We start from the raw sequence: 25,848 nt of genomic DNA, 5'->3' as shown, positions 1-25,848 counted from the left end.
GTATTATCTAATTTAAAGAGTATTCTATAAGTTTATCTAATAATTGGCTATACTCAAGACCTTTAGCAGCGGCACTTCTAGGTATTAAACTAGTTTTAGTCATGCCAGGAAGAGTATTTAGCTCAAGAACATAAGGAATACCTTCACTTATAATCATATCAACTCTTACATATGCTTTGCAATTAAAAATTTTCCAACAAGTCTCAGAAATCTCATTTACTCTTTTTTGAAGTTCATCATCTAAATAAATAACTTCTTCTTTTGCTCCTTTTTCAAGTGAGTATTTAGCTTCATAATCAAAGAATCCTGAGTCTGATTTTATAGATATAGTAGGAAATACTTCGCCATTTAATATGAATGAAGTATATTCTCCACCTGGTATATATTTTTCAATCATTACAAACTCATCAACTTCTAAACCTTTACGAACTGCTTCTTCAACTTCATCTTTGGAATGGATGAAGAATGTAGCAACACTTGAACCTCCTGAATTTGGTTTTATAAATACTGGATAGCCTATTTTGTCTATCTCATCATAATTTATTTCATCAATTGATTTTACTAAAGCCCATGGAGCAGTAGGAAGGTCTGAATCTCTAAGCATTTTTTTAGTGATGTTTTTGTCCATACACATTCCACTACAAAGAGGTCCACATCCAGAATATGGTATATCCATAGTCTCAAGTACTGACTGAATGCATCCATCTTCACCAAATTTCCCATGTAGTGCTAGTACTGCAAAATCTGTATCTTCTGGTATTTTTGTAAATATATCTTTTTTATCATCTATTATCACCTTTACAACATCGTATTTACTTTTATCAAGATTATTATATATTTCTTTTCCTGAATTTAAAGAAACTTCTCTCTCTGATGATATTCCACCCATTATAACTGCTATTTTCATATTATACACTCCTATTTTAAATTTTATTATTTTTAAATTAAATTTTTTAATTTACTTACTTAATTATATGAATTAATGGTTGATGATGAAAGTACCACTACATGTGAAGTTTATATTATGTGTGGTTTTAGAGTGATAATCTAACTTACAGATAGATTTGAATGATTTTTTAACTTTATTTATATCATTATTTTTGCTAAAATTAGTGGTATGAACTTAAGACTAGTCTTAGTGGCTATAAATCAAGGAGTGATAAAATTTGAAAGCAGAAATAATAAGTGTAGGAACAGAGATACTGTTGGGAGATATAGTAAATACAAACTCTCAATTTTTAGCTAAAGAACTTGCAGCATTGGGAATAGAAGTATACCATCAAAGTACAGTTGGAGATAATAAGCAAAGACTCTTAGAATGTTTTGATGAAAGCTTAAAAAGAAGTGATTTAGTAATTACTACAGGAGGTCTTGGACCAACTGGTGATGATATGACAAAAGAAACTGCAGCAGAGTATTTTGGACAGGAATTAGAATTACATAAACCATCATTAGAAGTCTTAGAATCATTCTTTGTTAAAACAGGAAAAAAAATGGCCGAAAATAATATGAAACAAGTATATTTTCCAAAGGATGCTATAGTATTAAAAAATAATAATGGAACAGCACCAGGAGCTATTTTAAAGAAAGATGATAAAAGTATAATAGTACTACCTGGACCTCCAAGAGAAATGAAGGCAATGTTTAATGAAAGTGTCAAACCTTACCTACAACAATTTACAAAGGAAATGCTAGTATCAAAAACTTTAAGATTGTATGGAATAGGGGAGTCAAACCTAGAATTGGAAATTTTAGATATAATTGATGAACAAACTAATCCAACAGTTGCTTTGTATGCAAAGGAATTAGAAGTTACAATAAGAATAACTGCAAAAGCTGAAAATGAAGAACAAGCTTTTGAATTTATAAGACCAGTAGAAGAAAAGATAAAGGACAGAGTAGGTAAATATGTATATACTGAAGGAGATATTTCAGTATCTGAAGGAGAGTCTGCATTAGAAGATGCTGTTTCTAAGCTTCTTGTAGAAAAAAACTTAACAATAGCAGTGGCTGAATCTTGTACTGGAGGTTTGGTATCTTCATCTCTTATAAACTACCCAGGAATATCTTCTGTATTTCTTGAAGGATGTGTAACATATTCTAATGAAGCCAAAATGAAAAGATTGGGAGTAAAAAAAGAAACTTTAGAAGACTTTGGAGCAGTAAGTGAACAAACAGCAATAGAAATGGCTGAGGGCGTTGCTAAAGGGCTTGGAGCTAATATAGGTATATCTACAACTGGAGTAGCTGGACCTGGTGGAGGAACTGAGGAAAAGCCTGTAGGGTTGGTTTATACTGCAATATATATAAATGGAAAAATAATAGTGAAAAAAAATATATTTAATGGAGATAGAAGAAAAATAAGATTGAGAGCTACTAGAGATTTACTTAATGAGTTGAGAATACAATTAGAAAAACTTTAAACTATTGTGATATTGATTATATTTAAAGTATTGGTATAATATAAAATCATTTTTGGAGGCTTTTAATTTATGATAAAACATATATTTTGTGATTTAGATGGAACTTTATATGAAAATGGAGCTATAACAAAAGAAGATATAGTAGCAATTGAGGAAATAGAAAAAAGAGGAGTACAGTTTAATGTTGCTACAGGTAGAGTTTTCAAACAGGCTCGTGATATTATCGAAGGGAGCTTAGATATGAATGGCTATTATATATGTGAAAATGGTGCATTTATACATGATAAAGATTATAATGTGATTTTTAAGCAAACTATAGATGATAAATTAGTAAAAAAAGTTATTGATAGATTTGAATCAACTGATGCACAATTGTATTTTAAATATAAAGGAGATGTAATTGTAGATAGTGACACAACAGCTTTTAGACATTATTCTAGCGATTTTATAGTGGACCCCGATTTTGAGAAAAGAGATAGTTTTGATAATCTTATAGGCAATATTGGTATATGCTCTGAAAATTTAGAAGAGTTGTCTAGAATAGAATTATATTTAAAAAGTGAGTTTAGTGAAGTGTTGGAAATATATTTTTCTAGTACTTATACTTTAAACATAGTTCCTAAAAGTGTATCGAAAAGAGGTAGCATAGAACATGTAATAAAAACTCTAAATGTAAGTCCAGATGAAGTTGCTACTATTGGAGATTCTCCAAATGATATTTGTATGTTAGAGGGATTTAAATATAGTTTTGTAATGTCAAAGGCAAGAGAAGAAGTAAAACAAAGTGCAAATTATGTAGTAGATAGTGTAAAAAGTGCTATAGATGCTATCATAAAAATAAACAGTTAGATATAAGATTGATGAGAAGTAATAAAAAATTAGTAAATTATTTTTGTTTGTTGATTTACTAATTAATCAATTTTATAAGGTATTACCTATTCAGTATAAAAAAATGACTGTTCAGTAGAATTATAAAACTAGATTTTATATTCTGTAGAGCAGTCATTTTGATTATATTAATTGTCAGTTTAAAATTCTTAAGTTAACCACAATTTGCTATATGGTATGATTTTATTGTATTAGATAAAATAGAATCTAATATATAATTTATAACACTATTGCAAGTATACGCTGAAAATTTTAAATCATTCATATAGTCGCTTTTCTTTTTGTATTCATTGTAAAGTTTAACAAAAAATTTTTCAAATCCACTATTTATAGTATTACCTTTAATTTTAGATAAATCAACATCCTTTGCAAATGCTCCAAGTTCTCTTTCATAAGTAACATGTTTATTCAAACTATGCTTAAATTCCCAGCGTTCACTATGAGCTAAGCAGAAAAAATCGCATAAAAAGTGGCAGATAACACCAAGCTCTTGACTAAGTCTACTTACTGAAAAATATTTAGAAACACTGTCTATAGTAAGACTGCACAGATATTTTATTTTAGAAGCAATCATATTAAATGATTCATCCATATAATGTTTTTTTAATTTATATTTAGAAAAAGCATCTGGCTTTATATTACCATATATAAAATTTTTTTCGCTTATAAAGAATGTTTTATTTTCATCTATATTATTAAGTATCGATTTTGCCATAATAAAATGGGTATTCATTAACATATTTACACCTCGTATAGTTTATTAGACTTATTAAATATATTATTATGATATGATATTTATGATAAAAGTTTAATGGTAAATATATGAAATTAAGTCAATCACATTTATTTAAATAATTTCAACCATATTCATAATACCAGTAATTGGCGAAATTTACAATATGTAAATAATGTTAAGTTTTTATTTATCAAATTTAAAATTAAGTATTAGTATACTTTCTAATTAGCCTATTAGCCTTGGATTGAGAAATTTCAAGTTGTCTAGCTACTTTATAAGAACTACCAAATTTCTCATAAGCATCCAAAATTACATTTTTTTCATACTCCATAATCAAGGTGTCAAAGTTTTTGTTCTTATAATCAATATGTAGAGAATTATCTACATTGGTTGTGTATGTTGGAGGGTTATTTCCATAATTTACAATATTTACATTTTTAGTGAGTATACTTGGTAAATCGTCTGTTGTTATATGATTATCTCTACAAGTAAGTAAGATTTTTTGAATTATATTCTGTAACTCTCTTATATTACCTGGAAATCTGTAGTTTGCAATAATACTTATAGCTTCTTTTGAAATTGTCTTGTTTAGATTAAAGTCACTTGAATATCTATTAAAATAATATTTTATAATCTCTACTAAATTATCCTTTCTTTCTCTAAGTGGAGGGAGTTTTATTTCTATAACATTTAATCTATAATATAAATCTTCTCTAAATTTTTTTTCTTTTACTTTAGAAATTAAGTCAGCATTTGTAGCGGATATAATTCTTATGTCAACTTTTTTATTTTTTAAACTTCCGACTGGAGTAAAAGTCCTATCTTGTATCAATTGTAAAAATTTTGCTTGTAGATTTTGTGGTATATCACCTATTTCATCTAAAAAAAGAGTTCCTCCGTTAGCCAATTCTACAAGACCAACTTTACCTTTGGTACTTGCACCTGTAAAAGCACCTGAAGTATATCCAAAAAGTTCAGATTCAAGTAGTTGTGGAGATATGGTTGCACAGTTTATAGTTATAAATGGACCACTTGACCTGTTGCTATTGTGATGTATATATCTAGCAAGTGAACTCTTTCCTGTTCCAGATTCTCCTAATAATAGTACACTTACATCAGTTTTAGAAACATGGTTGACTGTATTCATAATAGGTCTCATAACTATGCCATCCATAATTACTGTATCTTCAATCCTAAGAGCGGTTCTATATAGTGTTTCCACTTCAGATTTGTATTTTTTTACTTGTTTTTTTGTATCTTCAAGTTTATTTTTTATATTATTAAGTTCGGTTATATCTCTACAATTTTCAACAGTGAATTCTAGCTCACCATTTTCATCAAATACAGGACTTGCAGTTATAATAAGTTTTTTTCCTGTTTGAGTATCTTGTTCAAGTGAAAATTTAGACTTTGTTCTCAATACTACTGGTATGGGGCTTTTTGTTGAATATCCAGATTCTTCTAAGAAAGAAACATTTTTTCCTAAAATATCTTCTTTTTTTAGACCATAATTTTCTTCAAATGCCTTATTACAATATATTATTATACCTTTATCATCAGATGCACATATTTCGTCATGAGAAGCCTCTAATATTTTTTTATAAAACTCTAAATCTAAATCCATTTTCCCTATTGTCCCCCTAAATTTTTAATGATATATTAAAATATATTTAATTTATTAAATATAATTAAAAGTATAATCTTTATATAATACATAAACTTCAGTCTATTTTAACTTTGAATAAGTTATATATAACTTATTTTACAATTAAAGCGAGTCTAAATCAACTTAAAATATACTTGAAATAACTATAGAAAAGTTGAAAAACTAGTAATATTGTTGCAAATTCTAAGTTTTTAGTGTCGATATAAATAAAATAAAAGTGGCATGGTTTTTGCTTGATAAAAATGATGTGTATTGACTAAATAATAGTAGAGGGGTATTTAAGATGGGAGAAAAAAGTAAAGGGTATGTATTTATAGCAACAGCAGGAATCTTATGGGCTACACTTGGGTTGTTTGGAAAGTTTCTGATGGGAAGTGGATTGACATCAGAACAAGTAGCATTTACAAGATTATTTTTTGGATTTATAGTTTTAGGTGTTTATTCAGCTATAAGAACACCACATATTTTGAAAATAAACAAAAGAGGAATTATTTATTCAGTAATAATAGGAATTATATGTCAAGCTATGTTTAATTTATGTTACTTTAAAGCTATTGATACTGTAGGTGTATCTGTAGCAGCAGTTTTATTGTATACATCGCCATTGTTTTTAGCTGTATTTTCAAAATTTTTTTATAAAGAGAGTATTACTAGAAGTAAAATATTTTCGCTGATTTTTTGCTTTATTGGAGCTATTATGGCAGTAACTGGTGGAAGTTTAAATTTTCAAAACTTAAGTACTATGGGATTATTGCTTGGAATATTATCTGCAATAGCGTATGCACTTATGCCAACTATTAGTAAGAATGCCTTAAAAGAATTTTCAAGTTCAACAATATTAGTTTACAGCTTTTTATTTGGAGCGATATTTATGATTCCTTCTGCTAGACCATGGGAAATATTAACCTATGCTAAAGATTTAAATATTTTATCTTGTATGTTGATGTTGGGGGTTGTTCCAGCGGCACTTGCATATATTTTTTATGCAGCAGGTATATCTAAAGGTGTAGAGTTATCTGTTGCAGGTGTTGTAGCATCAGTAGAATTAGTTGGCTCTGTTATAATTGGATGCACTATGCTAGGAGAAAGTTTTTCTATAGGAAAGCTGTTTGGAGTGATGTTAATGTTGATATCAGCTGTAATAGCACTTAATCTTTCTTATGATGGAATAAAAATGTTCTATAAGTCTAATAAATTAAAACAAACTGAGAAAACAGAAAGTATTTAAGAATATGTATTTTGTCCTTATATATTTATATAGGGGTATTTTTCATTGTAATTTTTAATATGAAATTTGCTTTGGAAACAATAAAATAACTATAGATAGATTTATGTTTATATAAAGCTATCTATAGCTATTATGTTATCTTTAATCATTTATTTAATCTTGAATAAATTTACAACCTTGATAGGAGTTGCGAGATTTTAATGTATCATCAATTTGATTTAAAATCTCCCATTTTTTTAAACTCCATAAAGGTCCAACCAGTTCATCTCTTTTACCATCGCCAGTAAGTCTATGAATTATCATAGTTTCAGGTAATATTTCTAGTTGGTCACAAACAAGATTAATGTATTCATCTTGGTTCATAAGAGTTAACATCCCATTTTGAAGCATTTTCTCCATAGGAGTATCTTTTATAACATGTAATAGATGTATTTTTATACCATCCACATTCATTTTGCCGACTGCCTTAGCAGTTTCCATCATCATATTATAATCTTCACCAGGTAGACCATTTATAATGTGTACAACTACTTTTATATTTTTAGCCTTTAATTTTTCAACACCTTCAACAAATGCTTTATAATCATGTCCTCTATTTATAATTTTAGATGTAGAATCATGAATTGTCTGAAGTCCAAGTTCAACCCATAGATTAGTTCTTTTATTAAGTTCAGATAGATAATCAACTACATCATCTGGTAAACAGTCAGGTCTTGTTGAGATTGAAAGGCCTATAACATCATCAAGAGATAGTATAGTTTCATATTTATCTTTTAAAACCTCAAGAGGTGCATAAGTATTTGTATAAGCTTGAAAGTAGCCAATATATTTAGCATGAGGCCATTTTTTTAACATCATTTCTCTTATATTATAAAATTGATTAATAAGATTATCCTTAGGATTTCCAGCAAAGTCGCCTGAACCTTCTTTACTGCAATAAGTACAACCACCATAGCCAATACTTCCGTCAATATTTGGGCAAGTAAATCCTGCATTTATTGATACTTTAAAGACTTTTTCTCCAAATGTATTTCTAAGGTAGTAATTCCAAGTATGATATCTTTTATTATCAAAAGCATATTTAAATTTATCCAAAGTAATCACCTATTTCTAATAAAATTGTACATTAAATTTGTACAAAAAACATATTACCACAAATAGGTGACTTAAACAAATTCTATTTTAAGTAATGAAGAATAAAGCAACAAAATAATTAATACTTTCTAGATTTGTTTCCAGAAAAAAATAGAGCAAGTCCAAATAATATTATAAAAAATGACATTATTGAGACTATAAATCTAGATAAAAATAGTGGTGACAATATAAGGCATATACCAAATAAAGTTTTAACTATATTCCAAGTTGTAAACTTAGAATATGGATTATTTTTACTATTTACAAACACTACGAGTTGATTAAAAATTAAATAAAAGCCCAAAAGTAATGAGAAAATACTCTGTATTTTTTGAGGAAATATAAAAAGTAGTATACATGTAATTATTAGAATCCATTGAACATTGGTAGATGGTTTAATTTCTTCTTTAGTAGCATATCTTTTTAACTCATTAATGTTTTTAAGATTTAAATATGCAAAGAATAAAAGTGCAACTCCAAAAGTCCAAGAAATTAATTTTATACCTAGAGTCTTAAACGTAAGGCACAAGAATCCCAATATAACAAGTAACACTCCCATTATCATAAATTTAGTAGCATTTTCCTTTTTATTAAAGTTATCAAAATTGATATTAAAATTTGTATACATAAAATCACCTCCAAAATCAATAGAACAATTATAACAGAAATTTATACTCAAATAAAGCCACATAGTATAAAAATAAAACTCTAGTTAGTAATTAATTAATAGGTTGTATCATAAACTCTTATTAATAGAATTATATAGGAGGAGGTTTGTCCATGACAAAATTATGGGCAATAATATTTGCATTATTGGCGGGTGGGTCTACTGCTCTTGAAGCTTTTATAAATGGAGAATTAGGTAAGAGTACAACAGCATTGGTTGCCACCTTTATAAGTTTGACTGTAGGAGCAATATTTTTTCTTGCAAGTATAATAGTTGCTGGAGATTTAAAATGTTTAGTATCTTTAAATGGTTTTAATTATAAGTTATTGCTAGGAGGAGTATTTGGAGGGCTAATAATATATTTTACAGTAAAAGCAATTCCAAACTTAGGGGTATCAAATACACTTATATTAACACTTGTATCTCAAGTTCTAATCGGTTTTTTTATTGATAGTGTGATTTTGGGACAAGAAACAATGCATTTATACAAATACATAGGGGTTATACTTTTAATTTTAGGTACATTCTTTATAGTAAACTAATGATTTAAAATACTATATAATTTGCTATATAACTTAAAAATTTGGTATAATTAGGATAGTAAGTAAAGTTAAAAGAAAGAGGTGTTAGGAATGGCTGATGAAAAATTTGTAATGTCATTTAGTGGTGGTAAAGATAGTATATTAGCATTAAATAGAATGTTGGAAAAAGGATATAAGCCTGTGGCACTCTTGACAACTATAAGTGAAGAACATGGAAAATCATGGACTCATAACTTAGAGCATAAGATGCTTAAACAAGTAAGTGATAGTATTGGGCTACCTCTGTTAGTTGCTGAATGTGGAGTAGAAGGATATGAAGAGAGTTTTGAGAGAGCTTTAATAAAAGCTAAAAACATGGGAGCAACAATATGTGCATATGGAGATATAGATATAGAAAGTCACAAAAAGTGGGACTCTGACAGATGTGATGCAGTTGGTATGAAGGTAGAACTACCATTGTGGCAAGAAAGTAGAGAGGAATTGGTATATGAATTTATAGATAGTGGATTTTGTAGTGTCATAACAAAAGTAAACTTAAAGCATTTAGGAGAGGAATTTCTAGGAAAAAAATTAACCAGAGAACTTGTGAAAAAGATAAAAGAAACAGGCTCAGACCCATGTGGAGAGCATGGAGAATATCATACATTTGTAGTAGATGGGCCAGTATTTAGAACTCCTGTAGAATATGAAGTAAAAGGAAATGTAATAAAAGATGGTTATGGTTATTTAGAAATAAAATAAGTACATAAATAAAATACCTATTATACAATCTTAATGTATGCAAAGTATTGATGTTTGCAAGATTGTATAATAGGTATTCTGTATTTTATATATTATTATTGCTACTTTTGTTTAAGCTATTTTTTTTAGACTAGAATCTAATGTAGAAAAATTCTTCTTTAAGAAAATTATTGATGCAATAAGGCATATAAATTCAGAAACAATAGTAGTCATCCATATTCCTTGACCACCAAACATTAGTATCATTACAATTAAACTTAGAGAGACGATTATAAGACCTCTACCAAGAGATATAACTGTAGAAATTGATGGTTTTTCTACTGAAACAAAGAATCCTGAAATTATTACATTAAATCCAACTAACAAGAATGATATAGAGAATATTTTAAATACACGAACCCCTTCATTGAATAATATAGTTTCTTCTGGGTGAATAAACAGAGAAACTATTGGTTCTGAAAAAGTCATACAGATTGCAAATACAGCTATTGAAGCTATTATTGTAGCTTTTACACCCATCTTCAATAATTTCTTTACATTATCTATGTTTCCTGCACCATAATAAAAACTAGTAAGTGGTTGCATACCCTGAGTGATACCCATCATAGTCATAAGAACCAATGTGTTTATATAGTTTATAACACTATAATAAATAAGCGCATTTTCTCCTATATATTTAGTAAGACTCAAGTTAAAAAGTAAAACAACTATACCGCAGCTTAATTCAGTAGTTGAATCAGGGAAACCTATAAAGAGAATTTTTCTAAGTGTCTTAAAATTAACCTTAAATTTAGAAAAATTCAAAGTTGAGTTTTTTCTAAAAAAGTGTATTAAGAAAAAAACAGTAGAAAAAACTTGAGACAAACCAGTCGCAATACCAGCACCCTTTACACCCCATCCAAACTCTATTACAAATAAATAATCTAGTATGATGTTTGTAAGGGCTGATATTATAACACCAACAGTAGCCAATATTGGGAATCCATCAGTTTTTATTATAACTTCTAAAGAATAGGAGACTATAAAGAAACCATTAAAAAATATTATTATTCCTAGGTAGTCCTTAACCATACCAATTGTAGATTCTGTGGCACCTAAAAATAGTGCCAATCTATCTAAGTTAAAAAAGGTTACTGCCAATATAATTAATGATAGTATAATTATTGATACTAAATTAAATGAAAAAACTTCATTTGCAGATTTGATATCTTTTTTTCCTAGATAAATTGCGATTATAGTAGATGCACCAGTTGAAAATAACAAAGAAACCGCAAATATAAAATTAATAAAAGGCATAGATATATTAACAGCAGCTAAGGCTAATTCTCCAACTCCTTTACTTACAAATATTCCATCAACCATTGTATATAATGAGAAAACCCACATTGCAACTACAGATGGAGCTAAGTATTTAAAAAACCTTTTGCCCAAACTTATGTTTTCGTCTATAGATATTTTTGTATCCATTTATTATCACTCCTTGTAAAGCTATTATAAAAATTATGAAACTATTAATTAATAATTTTATTTATTACTAATATAGATGATAAACTATAGTATAGTACCAATGTCAACAGCAAATAGCAAATAATTATAAATTTTATTAAACAATAGTGATTTTAAATGTTTTATAAGTAAATTGTATTATCTATATTACTGACATTTAACTGACAAATAGAAAAAAAGTATTTTAACTGACCATCTAAGTGATACAGCTTTACCAAAATGCAATCCAAGAGTTAGCATCAGAAAAATTGGTATACCTATAAGGATATTTTTCTATTTTTCTAATAACAATTGTGCTTCTTGCTTTGTATAAAACTTAGAATTTGAATTATTTATTTTGCTTGGAGTTGCACCAATATTAGTGGATATATTTTAAATGATTCAAAGCCTACAGCAATGTTAATTGAAAGTTTTTTCTGTGACAATAAAGAAGATTATTAGAGAACTAAAAAACTTGTATATGAAAGTATGGCCAAGTTAATTGTAGAAGGTATATTAAATAAGAGTATTGTAAATAATGATGTGAAGCAAATGTATAAACAATTGTTTATAGTGGTGATGATAAAGTATCAGCAGACATTTTAGGACTATATTACAAGAGAGTAAAAGAAAGTTATCTAGTTACAGATATAGAAGCCTATAAGCCACATTAAACACAAAATCTGTATGTAATTGGTGGAGTAACTTGCAATAAAATAAAAGAAATGAGTAAGATTATAGGAAAAAAATTCACTCAGATATATGACAATGATGTGTGGTCTACAATGGATAAGGCTAGAGAGTTTGTAAAAGCCAAAATATAGATTTAATATTTTATTATAAATAATTATGAAAAATATGGAAAATATGTTTAATATGATTTTGATTAAGGTATAAATTTAATAAATAGAATGATAAGGGGTGGATAAGATGTTAATAAATGATAAGAGTTTTTATCCAAATAATATTTATCCAGCGATAGACTTTCTCAAGATAAAAAGACAATTAAAATCAATATACAAGAATGATTTATCAGATTGTGGAAGCATATGTATAATAGAAAGAAAAGAATATTCTATAAGTATAAATAGCATCGGTGAGATAAATATATATTATGATTTAGAACATGAAAATAAGATACAAAGTATAATTGACGAGATTGAGCATTTATTTAAGTCTCAAGTTGAAAATTTTAGTATATCAAAACTTAAGAATTGATGGTTAGAAGGTAGCAACTAGAGTTATTTGTTACCTTCTTTTTATATATTTTCTTTCTATAAATTTTTTATTTTCCATGTCATCCAACATTTGTAATGAAGTCATGCAATATATCTGGTATTCTTTAAACTCTATTGATTTTTTATTTGCTTTACCTAGAATAAGAATAAAGAAAATCAAGATAAAACTTTCAATGATAATAAAGTATATTTTTAATTTACTAATTATAATTACAAAGAAGGTTGTTAAAAATGCTACATACAAAGTAATATAAAATGAGGTTACAGGGTTATTTTTAGATTTCAAGGATGACTTAATTCTAGCCTTTTCTTATATTTTCAATAGAGTTCATTTCTTTCATATTATTATAAAATTTAAAACTATAATCATAATATTTTCTATATCAATTATTTCCTCTTTATGAATTTTTTCAATTCATCCATATTATATATCTCATTATTAGATTTAGGCGTATTAAAAATCCTTCCTTAGTCCATCTACATTCTGTAAATAATATACTTTAATTTATAGCATATTTAAGAGTTTATATCAGCAATTTGTTGAACGATTTTATATAAAAATAGAGTTAGTTAACAAAAACAGGATGAAATCATACAATATTAGACTAAGCAAAAGGTGATAGAGTAATCATATCACCTTCTTTTGATTATCACTTATATTAGCATTTTATTATAAATAATTTATACAGTTATATATTTCTTTCTGACTAGATAATAGGATACTATTGTTATAATAGATACTAATATTAATGCTATTATTGCAACATCTAATTTTCTTATGAATAAACCTATAACTATGTACTCAAGTCCTATTACATAACGATAAAGTACTTCCAACTTAACAATTCTTTTTTTATCTATATTTCCATACATTGATTCTAATTTATTAAAATATTTTTCACTACAAAAAATAATTTTATATTTAATTAAGTATATTATTGTAGTTAATATTATAATTCCTATTCCAATAAATATAAGATAGGTATTCCAAAAGTTCATATAGTATATCTCCTTTACATAATAATTTTTATATGTTTTGCTTATATTCTTTTGTAAATAGAAATGGAACATAAAAAATTAAAATAAGTATGGATATTTCTAATATATCAGAATAAGTAATAGTTGAACAATAGGTAATACTAGAACCTGATATAAGAAAAGATGTATTATTTAAAGCGTGGATTATAGCACAAAACCATACATTTTTAGTCTTCATGTATACATATCCTAAAAATATTGAAATTCCAAATATATATATTGAGCGAGTTATTAAGCCTAATACTGGTGTTTCGGGTGTATATAATGTAAATATTAGAGGTAAATGCCACAAACTCCAACACATACTTAGTGCTAGAATACCAATTTTTTTACCAAATCTATCAAAAAATATATCTTGCAAAAATCCTCTCCAACCATATTCTTCACCAAAAAAAGGGTATATATATAAGAATAACATCATAGAAGAGAATATATAATTAAAAATACCTTCATAGTTAGGTTGATTTCCTTGTATTATTAGGCTAAGTGATTCTGGAATAATTTTGGAAAACATGAAATAAAAAATTAATAAACAACCTACTTTAATATTTTTTATAGGAGACAAATCTTTTATACTGTCAGAATAAAGAATAATAGATAAACTACTTATAATAACCAATATAGTATTTAATGATTGAAATTGCTGATTATTTATTAAGTTTAATAATTCAATAATAAGTAAAAATAAGTAAATTAGAAAAAATAATATTATTAATGAATAAAATTTATATTTATCATTAGTCATTCCTTCTGTATAAAATTTTGCGATTGCAACTGAGGATAAGGGCAATATCATCATAAATAATCCAAAATTTTCTGGGTCAATAAACTTATTGAAATATAATAGAAAACCTAATAAATAAGTTAAACCAAAAGTTATAGAAAAAAATATTATAATCTGTATTTTATTTCTTTTTTCCTCGTTTTCAATATATTTTGGGTTTAATAAATCAATCCATTTTTCTTTTAACTTCAATAGAAAAACCTCCTTTAAGATATGACTTTTTTTAAATAATCACAAAATTATATTAGATTTAATTTTCCTAATCAAAGTATAGCAGTAGTATAAGTATAAAGAGTGTCTAAAAAATTACAAATACAAATTGATTTAATTTCAAATATAATATAATAAAAATAAATTAATAAAATTTTATTTAGAAGGGCTAATTTTTATGGAAATAAAAAAGATAGATAGTAATTATATAGAACATTTACTTAATAAATTAATCAATGAAGATAGCATAAATGAAAATATTTTATCCAATTTACTTGAAGTGGAAGTAGAAAAATTAAAAAATTATAAAAAGTATGAAAAAGAGTTAACAATAGATTTAGATACTTGAGTAAATGGGTAAACTTAGCACTACAACTTGAATATACTATAAATGTTGATTAAGATTCTAGATTTAGAGGTATTTTAAGTTTATTAATTGATTTAAAGTAGCGACTTCCTGAAATATCAAGTTTTTGACATTTGGAAAAATCGCATTTCCATCTTTTGATGCCAAGAAAAAACTGTCAGTAAAAGGGGGATATTCTTTAAATTTTTTGTTTTCATAGTACTTTTATTCTTTAAGCATATGAAAGATGTTTTAAATAATTTCAGTATATCATCGAGATGACTTATAAACAATAACACAAATTAAAAATACATCTTATTAAATTGACAAATATTTTAACTTATATTATTGATTATAAAATTAGAAACTTATATATAACGAAATGTTTTTATACAAAAATATTTCGTTATATATAAAATATGTATAAGATTAAAAGATAGTATAAAAACCAGTAAAGAGGTCTATATGTTAACCTCAGAAAGTTTAATATATAAGTAGTAGTTAGAGGATTGGAGCATATAGTAAAGAAGTTGAATTATTAAAAATTATATTGATTGTAATAACTTAACTTGGGAAGAATTTACTGTTTACAGTGCTTCATTATAGCATTTATAAAAGTATATATCTTATAAATTAAATTTATATTAATATGGAATATGTTAAATAAATATATTATTCACATATTCTGTAACAATTTTTACCACTTGCTTTTGCTAAATACAAAGCTTCATCTGCTTTAGAAAATAAGTTTTTATATGATTTACTTGAATCTGTAGCAAAAGCGATACCAATACTTAATGTTATTTGATGATTGTTTTTTACTTTTATTTTGCTTACATCAGTTAAAATATCATTAATACTTTTTATTACAAAATCCTTTGTCAACGATTTCATAAATATCATAAACTCATCTCCGCCAATACGAGCAACTATATCCTTATCATCTGCATTTTGCATTAATATTTTTGAAACAGCAACTAAAACTTCATTTCCTTCTAAATGTCCAAAAGAATCATTTACAGTTTTAAAGTCATCAATGTCAATGACCATTAAAGCTTCATTATTTTTTTGTTTAGTACTGTTAAGATACTCATCTATAAAATTTTCTGATGCTTTTTGATTATAAAGCTGTGTTAATGGATCTCGTTGAGTTTGAGCAATTAATTTTTCTAATTTAGATTTGTCTTCAGTTATATCTTTCAAAACGCCAATTGTTTTGATTGGATTATGATCACCATCATAAATAACTGAACATTGAACACGAATCCATCTCCATTCATCTTTAGTTAATGATTCTAACTGTCGTATTTCAATTGTTTCACGAAGATTTCCGCGAAGTACTTCTAATAATTTACCAATATCATCAAGATGAATACTTTTTCCATCTTTCAATATGTTAGAATAATTTTTCGTTTCAAAATTTTCTAGTTCAATTTTTCGGTCTATTTCAACTCGTTGATATATCATAAAGTTATCGTTTTCAATGTCATATTCAAACATAATATCTGTAATGTTTTGTAAAGCAATGCGATAGCGTTCTCTCTCTAACTTTAATTCAGACTCTATATTTTTTAGTTGAGTGATATCTGTAATAATGCTATTAATTTTTACGATACCATCACTATTTAAGGATTTCATTCCAGAGTCTAATACCCACATTAATGTTCCATCTTTTTTACGTATTCTATATTCAGATGAATAGGTAGTGCCTTTTGCAAAACAACGTTGGCAATCTTCTAGTGCTTTAGGTAAATCTGGTGGGTATACAGCACCTACTGCAGAGCCACCACTCATTTCAATAAACTCATCGTATGTATATCCTAATATTTTGGGTAATCCTTCATTGACATAGAAGAATGAATATGTATCATCATCATTACTTCCTTTTAATCCACCATTGATATTATTGGTAATCATTTCAATTACTTCTGTTTTTTCCTTTAGTAATCTTTGCAAATAATCATAACTTTGTGTTCCTATTTTATTAGGGAAGAATTCATCAACTTGCATTTCACTATATGGATTTGATATGTGCATATGTCTCACCAATAACTGTCCATTATTTTCAATTATTTCAAATGTACAACGCTGACACACCTCTAAAATCATTTGGTCATTTTCTTTAGTACGAATAGTATATTTTCCTACTACAATACATCTATATTTATCTTCACTTACAACTTCAAATGTTTCATTATTCATATCACAAGAAGGGACTTCATTTTGACCAGCATAAAAATAGTCTTTTATTTCATTAAAAGAAGTGAGAAACTCTTGTTCTCCTGGACCAATCCAAGTAATATCTTTTGACAGATATCTTAATACCTCATTAATATCTCGATTTACATAAAAACTCATTAAAATATGTCTTACCAATTCAGGTGCTTTTTTTGAGAGTGTGCTCATGATATTCCCCTTTCTTAATATTATATAAATTAATTATATTATACATTAATGCTTTTAAATTAGAAAACTTTGTTGAACTATGACATTTCTATGAAATAAGAAAAATTTATGCAATATTTTAAGTAAAAGTAGGTTTTTTATATAAAAACTTATTTTATCTATGTTAACTCTGATTTATAGCATCAAATGATTTTATTATAAAAACACAAATAAATCAAAAATAGTTACTCTAAATAGCCTAGTGACTTAAATTTAAATTAATTTTATTGCATTATATATTAACTTATAGCACATAGTGGGAATTTTATCATCAATTTGTCGAACGATTGTTATTAATTATACATAAATTGGAATTTTAATTTAATAAATCTATAACAGTATTTGTAATTTATTTATAGTTGAGACAGTTAAAATTAAATATCTATTAAATTTTTTATTTTATCAACATCGATATACATACCTTGTGCAATAGATCTTCCATCAATTGCAGAAAGATTACATTGTTTATACATAACTGTAACAATCTGACCATTACGTTTTATAAATCTGTATAAAAAAGGATTAATATTATTTGTGTCAATCATTTCTAAACTTTTTTTATAAACAAAATCTAAATCATCTGGATGAACAATTGCTCTTAAGTTGCCACTCATTTCACCAAAAAATTGTTCTTTTGTATAACCTATAATATCAAACATTTCCTCATTCATATATGTAATAATCATATCACCAAGTAAATCATAGCGAATGATACCTACAGGTAGCATTGAATAAAATTGTGATAAAGTACTACTTTCATCGAGATGAGTGTTTGTCATTTTAGGTATTGAATATGATTCAAATTCATTTATATAACCAGCAGTTTTAATTAAATCTAAATGTATTTTTGTTAAGATTAATTTATTTTCTGAAATAATACAATTTGCACTAAAATAGAAATTACTATATTTTTGATAATCAGTAGTTTCATCAGATAAAACAGCTTCTCCACTAATTAGTAATGAATCTGAACCAACATCATGTGGAGTTATACTTTTATAAAGAATAGAAAATTTTTTACCTTTGATATGTTTTTCAAAGTGTTCTATCACCTCAGAAAAAGATATAAGTTCTTTTTTGTTATAAAAATCAAACCATTTAATATTTTCAATAACATTTGCTCTTAGTTTTTGCATATCTTGCATAATAAAAAATGCATCAAAGATTTTTTCTATTAAAGATTTTCCTATATCAGAATATTTGATAAACATTTTATCTGAAGTATTTTTTTTAGATAGTAACTTTTCAAATTGCTTACATTCCATAGGTTTTGCATAATAAAAACCTTGAGCAATGTCACAGTTTATGCTTTTGATAAACTCTACTTGTTGTTTTGTTTCAACACCTTCACATACTGTAAGCATACCAAGAGCTCTTGCAATATTTATTATAGAATACAAAATTGTTGTATTTTTAAAATCATTTAAGTCATGGGATAAAAATATTTTATCAATTTTTATTATATCCAAAGGGAGATTTTGCAACATACCAAAGGATGAATATCCAGAGCCAAAATCATCTATTGATACAGAAAAACCAAAAGAACGTAATTCGTTTAGTTGTTGAATAATTGTATTTGTATCTTCTATTAATATATTTTCTGTAATTTCAATGCTAAAATTTGATGTAGATATACTGTATTTCTCAGTAATATTTTTTAAAGTACTTGGAAAATTAGGGTTAAAAAAGTGAAGACGAGAAAAATTACAACAAATTGATACAAACACATCATTGTTATCAATCCATCTTCTTATATTTCTACAGTTTTCTTCAAATAAATATAAATCTAATTCTATTATAAGTCCAGAGTGTTCAAATAAAGATATAAATTTATCTGGAGTGAGAAGCCCTTTAAGAGGATGTCTCCAGCGTGCAAGTGCTTCACATCCAACTATAGTATTACTTTTTATGTTATAAAGTGGTTGGTAAAATACCTCAATTTGTTTATCCAATAAAGCATATGATATTTCTGATAAAAATTCTTTATCACTTTCTAATTTATTATAAAAATTATTATCATTAAAATCAAATGAAATGTATCTATTTTTACCTTCACTTTTAGCTTTTTTTAAAGCACTATATACTTGATTTAAAAGTATTAAAGTAGTTACATCTGATTTACCATTCCAAACTGTACTACCAATACTAAATGTAACATTAGAATAGACTTCTTTTTCATTAGGAAGTTGTATTTTTAATTCCCTAGCAGATTTTATAATAGATGTTCCCATATCATCTAATTTTTCCTTTGATATATTTGGGATAGCAATCAAAAATCCTTCTCCTTTTAAATGGCCAACTATTCCTTTAGATTCTGGAACATAATACAATAGTTTTTGAATGAGATTAATTAATAAATTTTCTCCAACTAGGTATCCGTATATATCATTGAATAATTTAAAATTATCAATATTTAATAACATAATTCCAATAGAAGTATTTTTTGAAATACAATTATCAATATATTGATATATACATTTTCTATTTGGCATTTTAGTAAAAAAATCTATTTCGTTTGAGACTTTTAATTTACAATTTCTTTTCTCTAAATCTTTAGACAATAGTTCTACTTTTTTATTTAACATTTTTATATAATCATAATTTGGCATAGCATTCCTCCATAAGATACTTTGATTTTTTGATACCAACTGTGTTTATATTAAAAATATTTAAATGTTAATTAATATTTGAACAATATACTGAAATAATATATCAATATTATTAAATTTATAAAGGTATATTTTGGAAATAAAAAATATCATATAAAAACATAATGGCATAGATGTAAATACAAAGTCAAATATATCTTTTGAAAAGCGTAGAGTCAGAAACATCATAATCAATATTATAATAGAATAATGAACAAAATATAGATATATTTAGATAGTTAACAAAATACAATTTATTTTTGAAAACTTGTTTTAGACGATTTTTTAGTATATTCTAAAATAGAATTAGGGAAATAGACGAGTTATTTATTTTTAAGAAAAAATATAATTATGGAGGTCTTTATATATAAATGAAAGATTATTATAAAATAGGAGAAATATCTAAAATATATGGTATAGGAAGAGATTCTTTAATGTACTATGAAGAAATAGGAATTCTAAAACCATTTAGAGATACCAATGGATATAGAATGTATAATATATCTGATATATGGAAATTGAATTTGATAAAAGAATTTAGAAGTTTGAATTTTCCAATGAAAAAGATAAAAGAATATTTAGACGATAGAAGTATAGAATCTACAAAAACTATATTAAATGAAGAACTTGATTTAATTGACAAAAAGATGCTTGAACTTGTAAGTCACAAGGAAAATATCATAACAAGATTAAGTTCAATTGAAAGTGTGATTCAAAATACTAAAATAGATGAGATAGAAGTTGTATATATAGAAAAAAGAAAAGCCTTAGAATTAAATGCTGATATAGAAAGAGATGAGGATTTTGATTTCTTAATTCAAAAGCTTCAAAAAGAATATGAAGACAGATTTAATATACTTGGAAATAATAATATTGGTTCTGCTTTTTCTATTGAAGCAATCAATAATGGTATCTTTAATGAGTTTAAGTCTGTATTTTGTTTTTTGGAAGATAATGAGGAGATATATAATATAGTTTTTGATGAGGGGTACTATGTAACATTAAATTATACTGGAAGTAACTCTAATAATAAAATATATATGGAAAAAGTATTTAGATTTATAGAAGAAAATAATTATAAAATAAATGCTGCGCCAATAGAGATATATAAAATAGATATACATGAAACTGGAATTGTAGATGAATTTGTAACTGAAATTCAAGTTCCTGTAAATAAATAGCTAAATTTTAATAAACTAGACAATAAATAACGTAAAAAAATGTAAATTTGCCACCAATTTGCCACTTTATTATAAAATCGGTGGCAAATTGTATTTTAAGAACTTCTAAAATATTTACTGTTTCATTTCCATTCTATGTGTGACATAAGAATAAGTCTTAATTATGTTTTATATTGGTTAAAGTATAAGTAGATAGTGTTTAGATTGAAAATTAGTAATAATTATCTTTATACCCAATTAACAATATATAATTTTGATTTTCGACAACATTTATTATTTGTTTATTATATAATTTAATTAATAATGTATAAACAGGGGGATATAGGATGAAAATTAAGGGATTATTAAAAATTAACATCAATATTTATCAGACTTAAATCTTATTAGATTGATAGTCATGGATGATAAAGTAGTTAACTTATTGTTTTGGAGGGGAATTTATGTTTGAGAAGTTTAAAGTATTAAAAAGTTGGCAAAAGATATTAATTGTTATTATAGGAATTTTATTATTACCATTAACATTATTATTATTGTCTATTCTATTTTTAGTAAAAAGTGTAAATAAAAATAGTAATAAAATAGTAAAAACATTAAAAGTTGTTATAAGCCTATTTGTAGTGTTTATACTCTTAATGTTCAATTGGGTATGGTGGGGAGCAACGTTTAAAGTAGCAACGGAACCTAACTTAAATGAGCAACAGGAAATAAAAAGAAAAGAAGAACAGGATACAAAAGACAAGGAAGTAAAAGAAAAACAAGAATTAAAAGCAAAAGAAGAAAAAGATAACTTAGAGAAACAAAAGAAAAAAGAGTTAGAAGAAAAGAAAAAACAAGAGGAGTTAGAGTTAGCTCAGAAGGAAAAAGCAGAAAAACTTGATAAAGAAAGTGTCGATAAGTCAACTGAAAACGTTCAAGTTCAAAATCCTAAAACTGAAGAATCAAATCCAAACAACCAAAAAACATCTGAAACTGTATATGCAAATGGAGGAAAATCTAAATCAAATAAATATCATTCTTCTCCTACTGCACATAATATGGAAGGTGCAATTTCAATGAGTAGAGAAGAAGCAGAAGCAAATGGATATGTAGCTTGTAAAATATGTTATTAGTAACAAAGAAATAGACTAGTGTTTAGCTAGTCTATTTTTTATATTATATCTCTAAAGATTCTATAAGAGGATTATCACTAAACAACTTTAACAGATTTGTCTTTTTATATCCTTTGGGTAATTTAGTATAGATAATTACTTCTAGCCAATCTCCATCAATGCGTTTAATATTCATATTTATAATTTCAATTTTAGACTGCTTAAATTTTTCTTCAATATATGAGATTGAATCAGTGCTGTTAGAAATTTTGAGAGAGACCTGCTCTGCTGTAGGGAGTTTCATCCATTTCCTATCTCTATGAAGTAGTATTTGCGTGATAACGATAATAATGCTTGAAACAATACCAAGTAAGTATAATCCACAACCAATTGCAAGCCCTGTACCTGCTGTCGCCCATATACCAGCAGCTGTAGTAAGTCCACTCACTGATTGATTTCTGATAAATATCAATCCAGCCCCTAAAAAACCTATCCCACTGACAACCTGTGCTGCAACACGGGCAGGGTCTAAACCAATACCTGGAGTACCTACTACATCATCAAACCCATATTTAGAAACAATGATTATAAGTGCTGATCCTAGTGCTACTATAAAATGAGTTCGGATTCCAGCTTCTTTTAGCCTATTCTTTCTTTCATATCCAATCAAAGCTCCACATAAACCAGCAATAATGATTCTTGCTATATATTCAAATTGAATAAGTATATGATTATTCATCTATTTAGCACCCCCTTTTATGTAATATTATATATACTATAACACTACATTTTTTATGTGGATATAGTAACATTTGAAAATTATATGATTGTTGCACCTAAATCTAAAATCAGAAAAAGTATTTTATATATATAAAAATACTAGAAGGGATATATAAGATTATATGATTAAAGAGCAAACTTAAATTAATTAAGTTTGCTCTTTATAATGGTAAATATTTTTATTTACAATAATTAGACAAAAAAATGTCTGTATTTTTTATATCTGCAAAACTAGATTGTAAGGATGCCATAAATACTTGATGTACAATTTCAGCATTAATCTCTTTGTCATCCCAAAATAAATTTTTTGTTGTGCAAGCATCGCTTATAAGCGTAATATCGTATCCAAGTTTCTTTGCTGTTCTTACACTTGTATCAATACACATATGACTCATCATTCCACAAATCACTAATTTATCTATGTTTTTTTCTTCAAGACAACTTTGTAAACGTGTTTTAAAAAAACTATCTGGTGTATTTTTAATGATAATTTCTTCATTCTCAAGTGGAAAAACATTTTTATTTATTTTTGCACCATAAGTGTCGGGGAGAAAGAATGATGAAGTTGAACTCATTGATATATGCTGTATATGAATAATTGGTAAGTTATTTTTTCTAAAGAGTGTCAGTATTTTTTTAGCATTTTCAGCAGTTTTTTCTGTATTAAATAATTCACATTTCCCATTTTTAAAATAATCATTTTGAATATCAATTAAAATTAAAGCTATAGACATATTTATACCTCCTTATATATTTTAATTATAATACTGCTAAATGAAATGTAAATTACTTACTTTTTGGTATGTATAGAATTATTTATTATAACAGATTCCTTTATTGTCTAAAAATTCTTGTTGTCCATGTTCAAGCATATATTCTATACCTATTTCTTGCATTATCTCTACAGCTTGTAGCATTTTTTTGCCACGATTGGTAAGAAAATATTCAGTATGTAATGGATATCCAGTTGAACTGATTTTATCAACAATACCAAATTCTCTAAGTTCTTTTAATTGTTGGATTAACATTTTTTGACTTATTCCATCTATACTATGCTCTAAGTTAGAGAATGTTTTATTACATTGTCTCAACTTGAATACAATTATAGTCTTCCATTTCCCTTTAATGATATCATGTACAATTTCAAGAGGGCATGTATATTCATCTCTTATTTTTATAATATATCACCTCCATAAAATGATAATAAATTATATCACTGTTTTTATAATATGACAAATCTATATGAAGTATATATAAAATTTGTGTTTTATTAAGTTCTAAATTTCTTCTAATATAGTTCACACTTAGTACACAAATAGTTAGTAATATATAAGTAAGTAATATATTTGATACAAATTAAATAATTTTAAAATAATTTATGATAATTTAGAGGAGGAAAATATATGAATATATCAAGAAAAGCTATGAGAATAATAGAATTAGCACAAAGGATTGCAACCAAGAGAGGTATCTCAGTAGAAGAAGCCTGGGATGAGGCATTAAAAGAATATAAACAGAAATACCAACATATTGCATAGAAATTTAAAAATATAGTTCAATTTTGTAAAGTAGAAAATATAATATAATCACTGATTGATTTTTCTGAAAAAATTATAAATTTACAAATTTAAATTATTTACAAAAATTTAGAATATTTAGTAGAAGTTAATAACTTTAAATGATACTATAAATTATAAGGTATATCATTATTAACACAAAAGGAGGATGTACACTTGATTGTAAAAATAGATAATACTTTAGAAAAAAAATTCTGGCAATATGTATCACATGAAGAAAGTTTAAACTTATTTATAATTGGATATGTTGAAAACTATGGATTTAGTTCTGATTCTCAAGAAGTATGGTCTCAGACAAAAGAAGGAAGTATAACTTCTATAATATTAAAAAATAAGTCAACACTTATAATCTATAGTTTAGAAAATAATTTTGATGTAGAAGAAATGAAAAGCCATATAAAAGGATTAGATATAGAAAGTATAAGTGGAAAAAAGTGTGTAATAGATAGACTAGTGAGTATATACAAAGATTTTTATGAAAAATTGGATAATAAATTTTGTATATTAAAGAAAATAAAAGAGCTGGATTTTTCTACTATGAATGAATATAGGATAGAAAAGGCATATGAAAGAGACATTGATGAAATAGGAAAACTTTTAAATGAATCAGGATATAAGGTAAGTCCAAATTACATAGAAGCAAGAAAAGAGTACTTAAAAGAAGGTAACGTAAGAGCATATTTCATAAAAGATAATAATACTATGATTAGTACTGTATCAACTGGTATGGAAACTAGTTTTTTAGCAATGATAGTTTCTGTAAGTACAGACAAACAGCATAGAAAAAAAGGGCTTGCTAGTTATATGGTGTACAATTTAAGTAAAGAACTATTGTCAGAAGGGAAAATACCATGTCTTTTTTATAATAATGAAATAGCAGGAAAAATATATTACGATATAGGATATGAAGAGATAAATGAATGGACAATGCTTTTTAAATAATTCTAAAACACAAAACTCCATCAAGAATTAAAGTATTTATAAATAGATTTATTTTTACTAT

At 26.1% G+C, this 25,848-nt stretch carries 23 protein-coding genes; 10 read left to right on the top strand and 13 right to left on the bottom strand.

Going from position 1 to position 25,848, the window contains the following annotated elements:
* Nucleotides 1-7: 7 nt before the first annotated feature.
* Nucleotides 8-907, bottom strand: a complete 900-nt coding sequence (locus JJC01_13660) for a D-alanine--D-alanine ligase (GenBank protein UDN57211.1) — start codon at nt 905-907, stop codon at nt 8-10.
* 259 nt (nt 908-1,166) lie between these two features.
* Between JJC01_13660 and JJC01_13655 the strand changes: the two genes are divergently transcribed.
* The gene (locus JJC01_13655) at nt 1,167-2,423 is read left to right on the top strand and encodes a competence/damage-inducible protein A (protein ID UDN57210.1); all 1,257 of its coding nucleotides are present in this window, start codon (nt 1,167-1,169) and stop codon (nt 2,421-2,423) included.
* 69 nt (nt 2,424-2,492) lie between these two features.
* On the top strand, nt 2,493-3,272 hold the full coding sequence (locus JJC01_13650) for an HAD family phosphatase (protein ID UDN57209.1): 780 nt from the start codon (nt 2,493-2,495) through the stop codon (nt 3,270-3,272).
* Between the two features lie 193 nt (nt 3,273-3,465).
* Here JJC01_13650 and JJC01_13645 read toward each other — a convergent pair whose 3' ends face one another.
* Together JJC01_13645 and JJC01_13640 are read right to left on the bottom strand one after the other, a co-directional pair.
* Nucleotides 3,466-4,050: a zinc dependent phospholipase C family protein gene (locus tag JJC01_13645; GenBank protein ID UDN57208.1), complete on the bottom strand. Its 585-nt coding sequence runs from the start codon at nt 4,048-4,050 to the stop codon at nt 3,466-3,468.
* 199 nt (nt 4,051-4,249) lie between these two features.
* Nucleotides 4,250-5,671, bottom strand: coding sequence for a sigma 54-interacting transcriptional regulator (locus JJC01_13640; protein UDN57207.1), 1,422 nt, complete (start codon nt 5,669-5,671; stop codon nt 4,250-4,252).
* Nucleotides 5,672-5,996: 325 nt separating this feature from the next.
* Here JJC01_13640 and JJC01_13635 point away from each other — a divergent pair, with 325 nt between their 5' ends.
* Nucleotides 5,997-6,941 (top strand): EamA family transporter, encoded by a 945-nt coding sequence (locus JJC01_13635; GenBank protein ID UDN57206.1) that lies wholly within the window; start codon nt 5,997-5,999, stop codon nt 6,939-6,941.
* Nucleotides 6,942-7,094: 153 nt separating this feature from the next.
* Here JJC01_13635 and JJC01_13630 read toward each other — a convergent pair whose 3' ends face one another.
* Nucleotides 7,095-8,036: a TIGR01212 family radical SAM protein gene (locus JJC01_13630; protein ID UDN57205.1), complete on the bottom strand. Its 942-nt coding sequence runs from the start codon at nt 8,034-8,036 to the stop codon at nt 7,095-7,097.
* Nucleotides 8,037-8,154: 118 nt separating this feature from the next.
* Nucleotides 8,155-8,703, bottom strand: a complete 549-nt coding sequence (locus tag JJC01_13625; GenBank protein UDN57204.1) for a DUF308 domain-containing protein — start codon at nt 8,701-8,703, stop codon at nt 8,155-8,157.
* A gap of 152 nt (nt 8,704-8,855) precedes the next feature.
* Here JJC01_13625 and JJC01_13620 point away from each other — a divergent pair, with 152 nt between their 5' ends.
* Both JJC01_13620 and JJC01_13615 read left to right on the top strand, forming a co-directional pair.
* On the top strand, nt 8,856-9,284 hold the full coding sequence (locus JJC01_13620) for a DMT family transporter (GenBank protein ID UDN57203.1): 429 nt from the start codon (nt 8,856-8,858) through the stop codon (nt 9,282-9,284).
* Nucleotides 9,285-9,374: 90 nt separating this feature from the next.
* Nucleotides 9,375-10,025, top strand: coding sequence for a diphthine--ammonia ligase (locus JJC01_13615; protein ID UDN57202.1), 651 nt, complete (start codon nt 9,375-9,377; stop codon nt 10,023-10,025).
* 111 nt (nt 10,026-10,136) lie between these two features.
* Here JJC01_13615 and JJC01_13610 read toward each other — a convergent pair whose 3' ends face one another.
* Nucleotides 10,137-11,492 carry an MATE family efflux transporter gene (locus JJC01_13610; GenBank protein UDN57201.1) on the bottom strand — a complete coding sequence of 452 codons (1,356 nt, stop codon included), beginning with the start codon at nt 11,490-11,492 and terminating at the stop codon, nt 10,137-10,139.
* Nucleotides 11,493-12,440: 948 nt separating this feature from the next.
* Between JJC01_13610 and JJC01_13605 the strand changes: the two genes are divergently transcribed.
* Nucleotides 12,441-12,728, top strand: coding sequence for a hypothetical protein (locus JJC01_13605; GenBank protein UDN57200.1), 288 nt, complete (start codon nt 12,441-12,443; stop codon nt 12,726-12,728).
* A gap of 701 nt (nt 12,729-13,429) precedes the next feature.
* Here the strand turns inward: JJC01_13605 and JJC01_13600 are convergent.
* Nucleotides 13,430-13,747: a hypothetical protein gene (locus tag JJC01_13600; protein UDN57199.1), complete on the bottom strand. Its 318-nt coding sequence runs from the start codon at nt 13,745-13,747 to the stop codon at nt 13,430-13,432.
* Nucleotides 13,748-13,775: 28 nt separating this feature from the next.
* Complete coding sequence (locus tag JJC01_13595) at nt 13,776-14,762, bottom strand: CPBP family intramembrane metalloprotease (protein ID UDN57198.1); 987 nt, start codon at nt 14,760-14,762, stop codon at nt 13,776-13,778.
* Between the two features lie 196 nt (nt 14,763-14,958).
* Between JJC01_13595 and JJC01_13590 the strand changes: the two genes are divergently transcribed.
* Entirely contained in the window at nt 14,959-15,129 is a 171-nt protein-coding gene (locus tag JJC01_13590) for a hypothetical protein (GenBank protein ID UDN57197.1), read from the top strand.
* Nucleotides 15,130-15,798: 669 nt separating this feature from the next.
* Here JJC01_13590 and JJC01_13585 read toward each other — a convergent pair.
* Nucleotides 15,799-17,532, bottom strand: coding sequence for a diguanylate cyclase (locus tag JJC01_13585; GenBank protein UDN57196.1), 1,734 nt, complete (start codon nt 17,530-17,532; stop codon nt 15,799-15,801).
* Nucleotides 17,533-17,945: 413 nt separating this feature from the next.
* The gene (locus tag JJC01_13580) at nt 17,946-20,180 is read right to left on the bottom strand and encodes an EAL domain-containing protein (protein UDN57195.1); all 2,235 of its coding nucleotides are present in this window, start codon (nt 20,178-20,180) and stop codon (nt 17,946-17,948) included.
* Between the two features lie 410 nt (nt 20,181-20,590).
* On the opposite strand from JJC01_13580, the gene JJC01_13575 reads away from it, so the two are divergent.
* The gene (locus JJC01_13575; GenBank protein UDN57194.1) at nt 20,591-21,400 is read left to right on the top strand and encodes a MerR family transcriptional regulator; all 810 of its coding nucleotides are present in this window, start codon (nt 20,591-20,593) and stop codon (nt 21,398-21,400) included.
* A 440-nt stretch (nt 21,401-21,840) separates the two neighbouring features.
* Nucleotides 21,841-22,509: a hypothetical protein gene (locus JJC01_13570; GenBank protein ID UDN57193.1), complete on the top strand. Its 669-nt coding sequence runs from the start codon at nt 21,841-21,843 to the stop codon at nt 22,507-22,509.
* Between the two features lie 43 nt (nt 22,510-22,552).
* Here JJC01_13570 and JJC01_13565 read toward each other — a convergent pair whose 3' ends face one another.
* From JJC01_13565 to JJC01_13555, 3 genes are all read right to left on the bottom strand, one after another.
* The gene (locus tag JJC01_13565) at nt 22,553-23,227 is read right to left on the bottom strand and encodes an MgtC/SapB family protein (GenBank protein ID UDN57192.1); all 675 of its coding nucleotides are present in this window, start codon (nt 23,225-23,227) and stop codon (nt 22,553-22,555) included.
* A gap of 220 nt (nt 23,228-23,447) precedes the next feature.
* The gene (locus JJC01_13560; protein ID UDN57191.1) at nt 23,448-24,002 is read right to left on the bottom strand and encodes a cysteine hydrolase; all 555 of its coding nucleotides are present in this window, start codon (nt 24,000-24,002) and stop codon (nt 23,448-23,450) included.
* 78 nt (nt 24,003-24,080) lie between these two features.
* Nucleotides 24,081-24,446 carry a helix-turn-helix transcriptional regulator gene (locus JJC01_13555; protein ID UDN60184.1) on the bottom strand — a complete coding sequence of 122 codons (366 nt, stop codon included), beginning with the start codon at nt 24,444-24,446 and terminating at the stop codon, nt 24,081-24,083.
* A 555-nt stretch (nt 24,447-25,001) separates the two neighbouring features.
* Here JJC01_13555 and JJC01_13550 point away from each other — a divergent pair.
* On the top strand, nt 25,002-25,787 hold the full coding sequence (locus JJC01_13550) for a GNAT family N-acetyltransferase (protein UDN57190.1): 786 nt from the start codon (nt 25,002-25,004) through the stop codon (nt 25,785-25,787).
* Nucleotides 25,788-25,848 lie beyond the last annotated feature (61 nt).

The sequence above is a fragment of the Clostridioides sp. ES-S-0010-02 genome (genome assembly GCA_020641055.1).
In the GTDB taxonomy this organism is placed as follows: domain Bacteria; phylum Bacillota; class Clostridia; order Peptostreptococcales; family Peptostreptococcaceae; genus Clostridioides.
This window is presented reverse-complemented; position numbering and strand designations above follow the sequence as displayed.

What these genes read in the sequence shown, in the direction of transcription:
- JJC01_13565 (UDN57192.1), bottom strand. Translation starts at nt 23,227, where the DNA reads ATGAATAATCATATACTTATTCAATTTGAATATATAGCAAGAATCATT.
- JJC01_13585 (UDN57196.1), bottom strand. Translation starts at nt 17,532, where the DNA reads ATGAGCACACTCTCAAAAAAAGCACCTGAATTGGTAAGACATATTTTA.
- JJC01_13645 (UDN57208.1), bottom strand. Translation starts at nt 4,050, where the DNA reads ATGTTAATGAATACCCATTTTATTATGGCAAAATCGATACTTAATAAT.
- JJC01_13590 (UDN57197.1), top strand. Translation starts at nt 14,959, where the DNA reads ATGGAAATAAAAAAGATAGATAGTAATTATATAGAACATTTACTTAAT.
- JJC01_13605 (UDN57200.1), top strand. Translation starts at nt 12,441, where the DNA reads ATGTTAATAAATGATAAGAGTTTTTATCCAAATAATATTTATCCAGCG.
- JJC01_13650 (UDN57209.1), top strand. Translation starts at nt 2,493, where the DNA reads ATGATAAAACATATATTTTGTGATTTAGATGGAACTTTATATGAAAAT.
- JJC01_13600 (UDN57199.1), bottom strand. Translation starts at nt 13,747, where the DNA reads ATGAACTTTTGGAATACCTATCTTATATTTATTGGAATAGGAATTATA.
- JJC01_13580 (UDN57195.1), bottom strand. Translation starts at nt 20,180, where the DNA reads ATGCCAAATTATGATTATATAAAAATGTTAAATAAAAAAGTAGAACTA.
- JJC01_13640 (UDN57207.1), bottom strand. Translation starts at nt 5,671, where the DNA reads ATGGATTTAGATTTAGAGTTTTATAAAAAAATATTAGAGGCTTCTCAT.
- JJC01_13620 (UDN57203.1), top strand. Translation starts at nt 8,856, where the DNA reads ATGACAAAATTATGGGCAATAATATTTGCATTATTGGCGGGTGGGTCT.
- JJC01_13615 (UDN57202.1), top strand. Translation starts at nt 9,375, where the DNA reads ATGGCTGATGAAAAATTTGTAATGTCATTTAGTGGTGGTAAAGATAGT.
- JJC01_13635 (UDN57206.1), top strand. Translation starts at nt 5,997, where the DNA reads ATGGGAGAAAAAAGTAAAGGGTATGTATTTATAGCAACAGCAGGAATC.
- JJC01_13575 (UDN57194.1), top strand. Translation starts at nt 20,591, where the DNA reads ATGAAAGATTATTATAAAATAGGAGAAATATCTAAAATATATGGTATA.
- JJC01_13560 (UDN57191.1), bottom strand. Translation starts at nt 24,002, where the DNA reads ATGTCTATAGCTTTAATTTTAATTGATATTCAAAATGATTATTTTAAA.
- JJC01_13660 (UDN57211.1), bottom strand. Translation starts at nt 907, where the DNA reads ATGAAAATAGCAGTTATAATGGGTGGAATATCATCAGAGAGAGAAGTT.
- JJC01_13610 (UDN57201.1), bottom strand. Translation starts at nt 11,492, where the DNA reads ATGGATACAAAAATATCTATAGACGAAAACATAAGTTTGGGCAAAAGG.
- JJC01_13625 (UDN57204.1), bottom strand. Translation starts at nt 8,703, where the DNA reads ATGTATACAAATTTTAATATCAATTTTGATAACTTTAATAAAAAGGAA.
- JJC01_13570 (UDN57193.1), top strand. Translation starts at nt 21,841, where the DNA reads ATGTTTGAGAAGTTTAAAGTATTAAAAAGTTGGCAAAAGATATTAATT.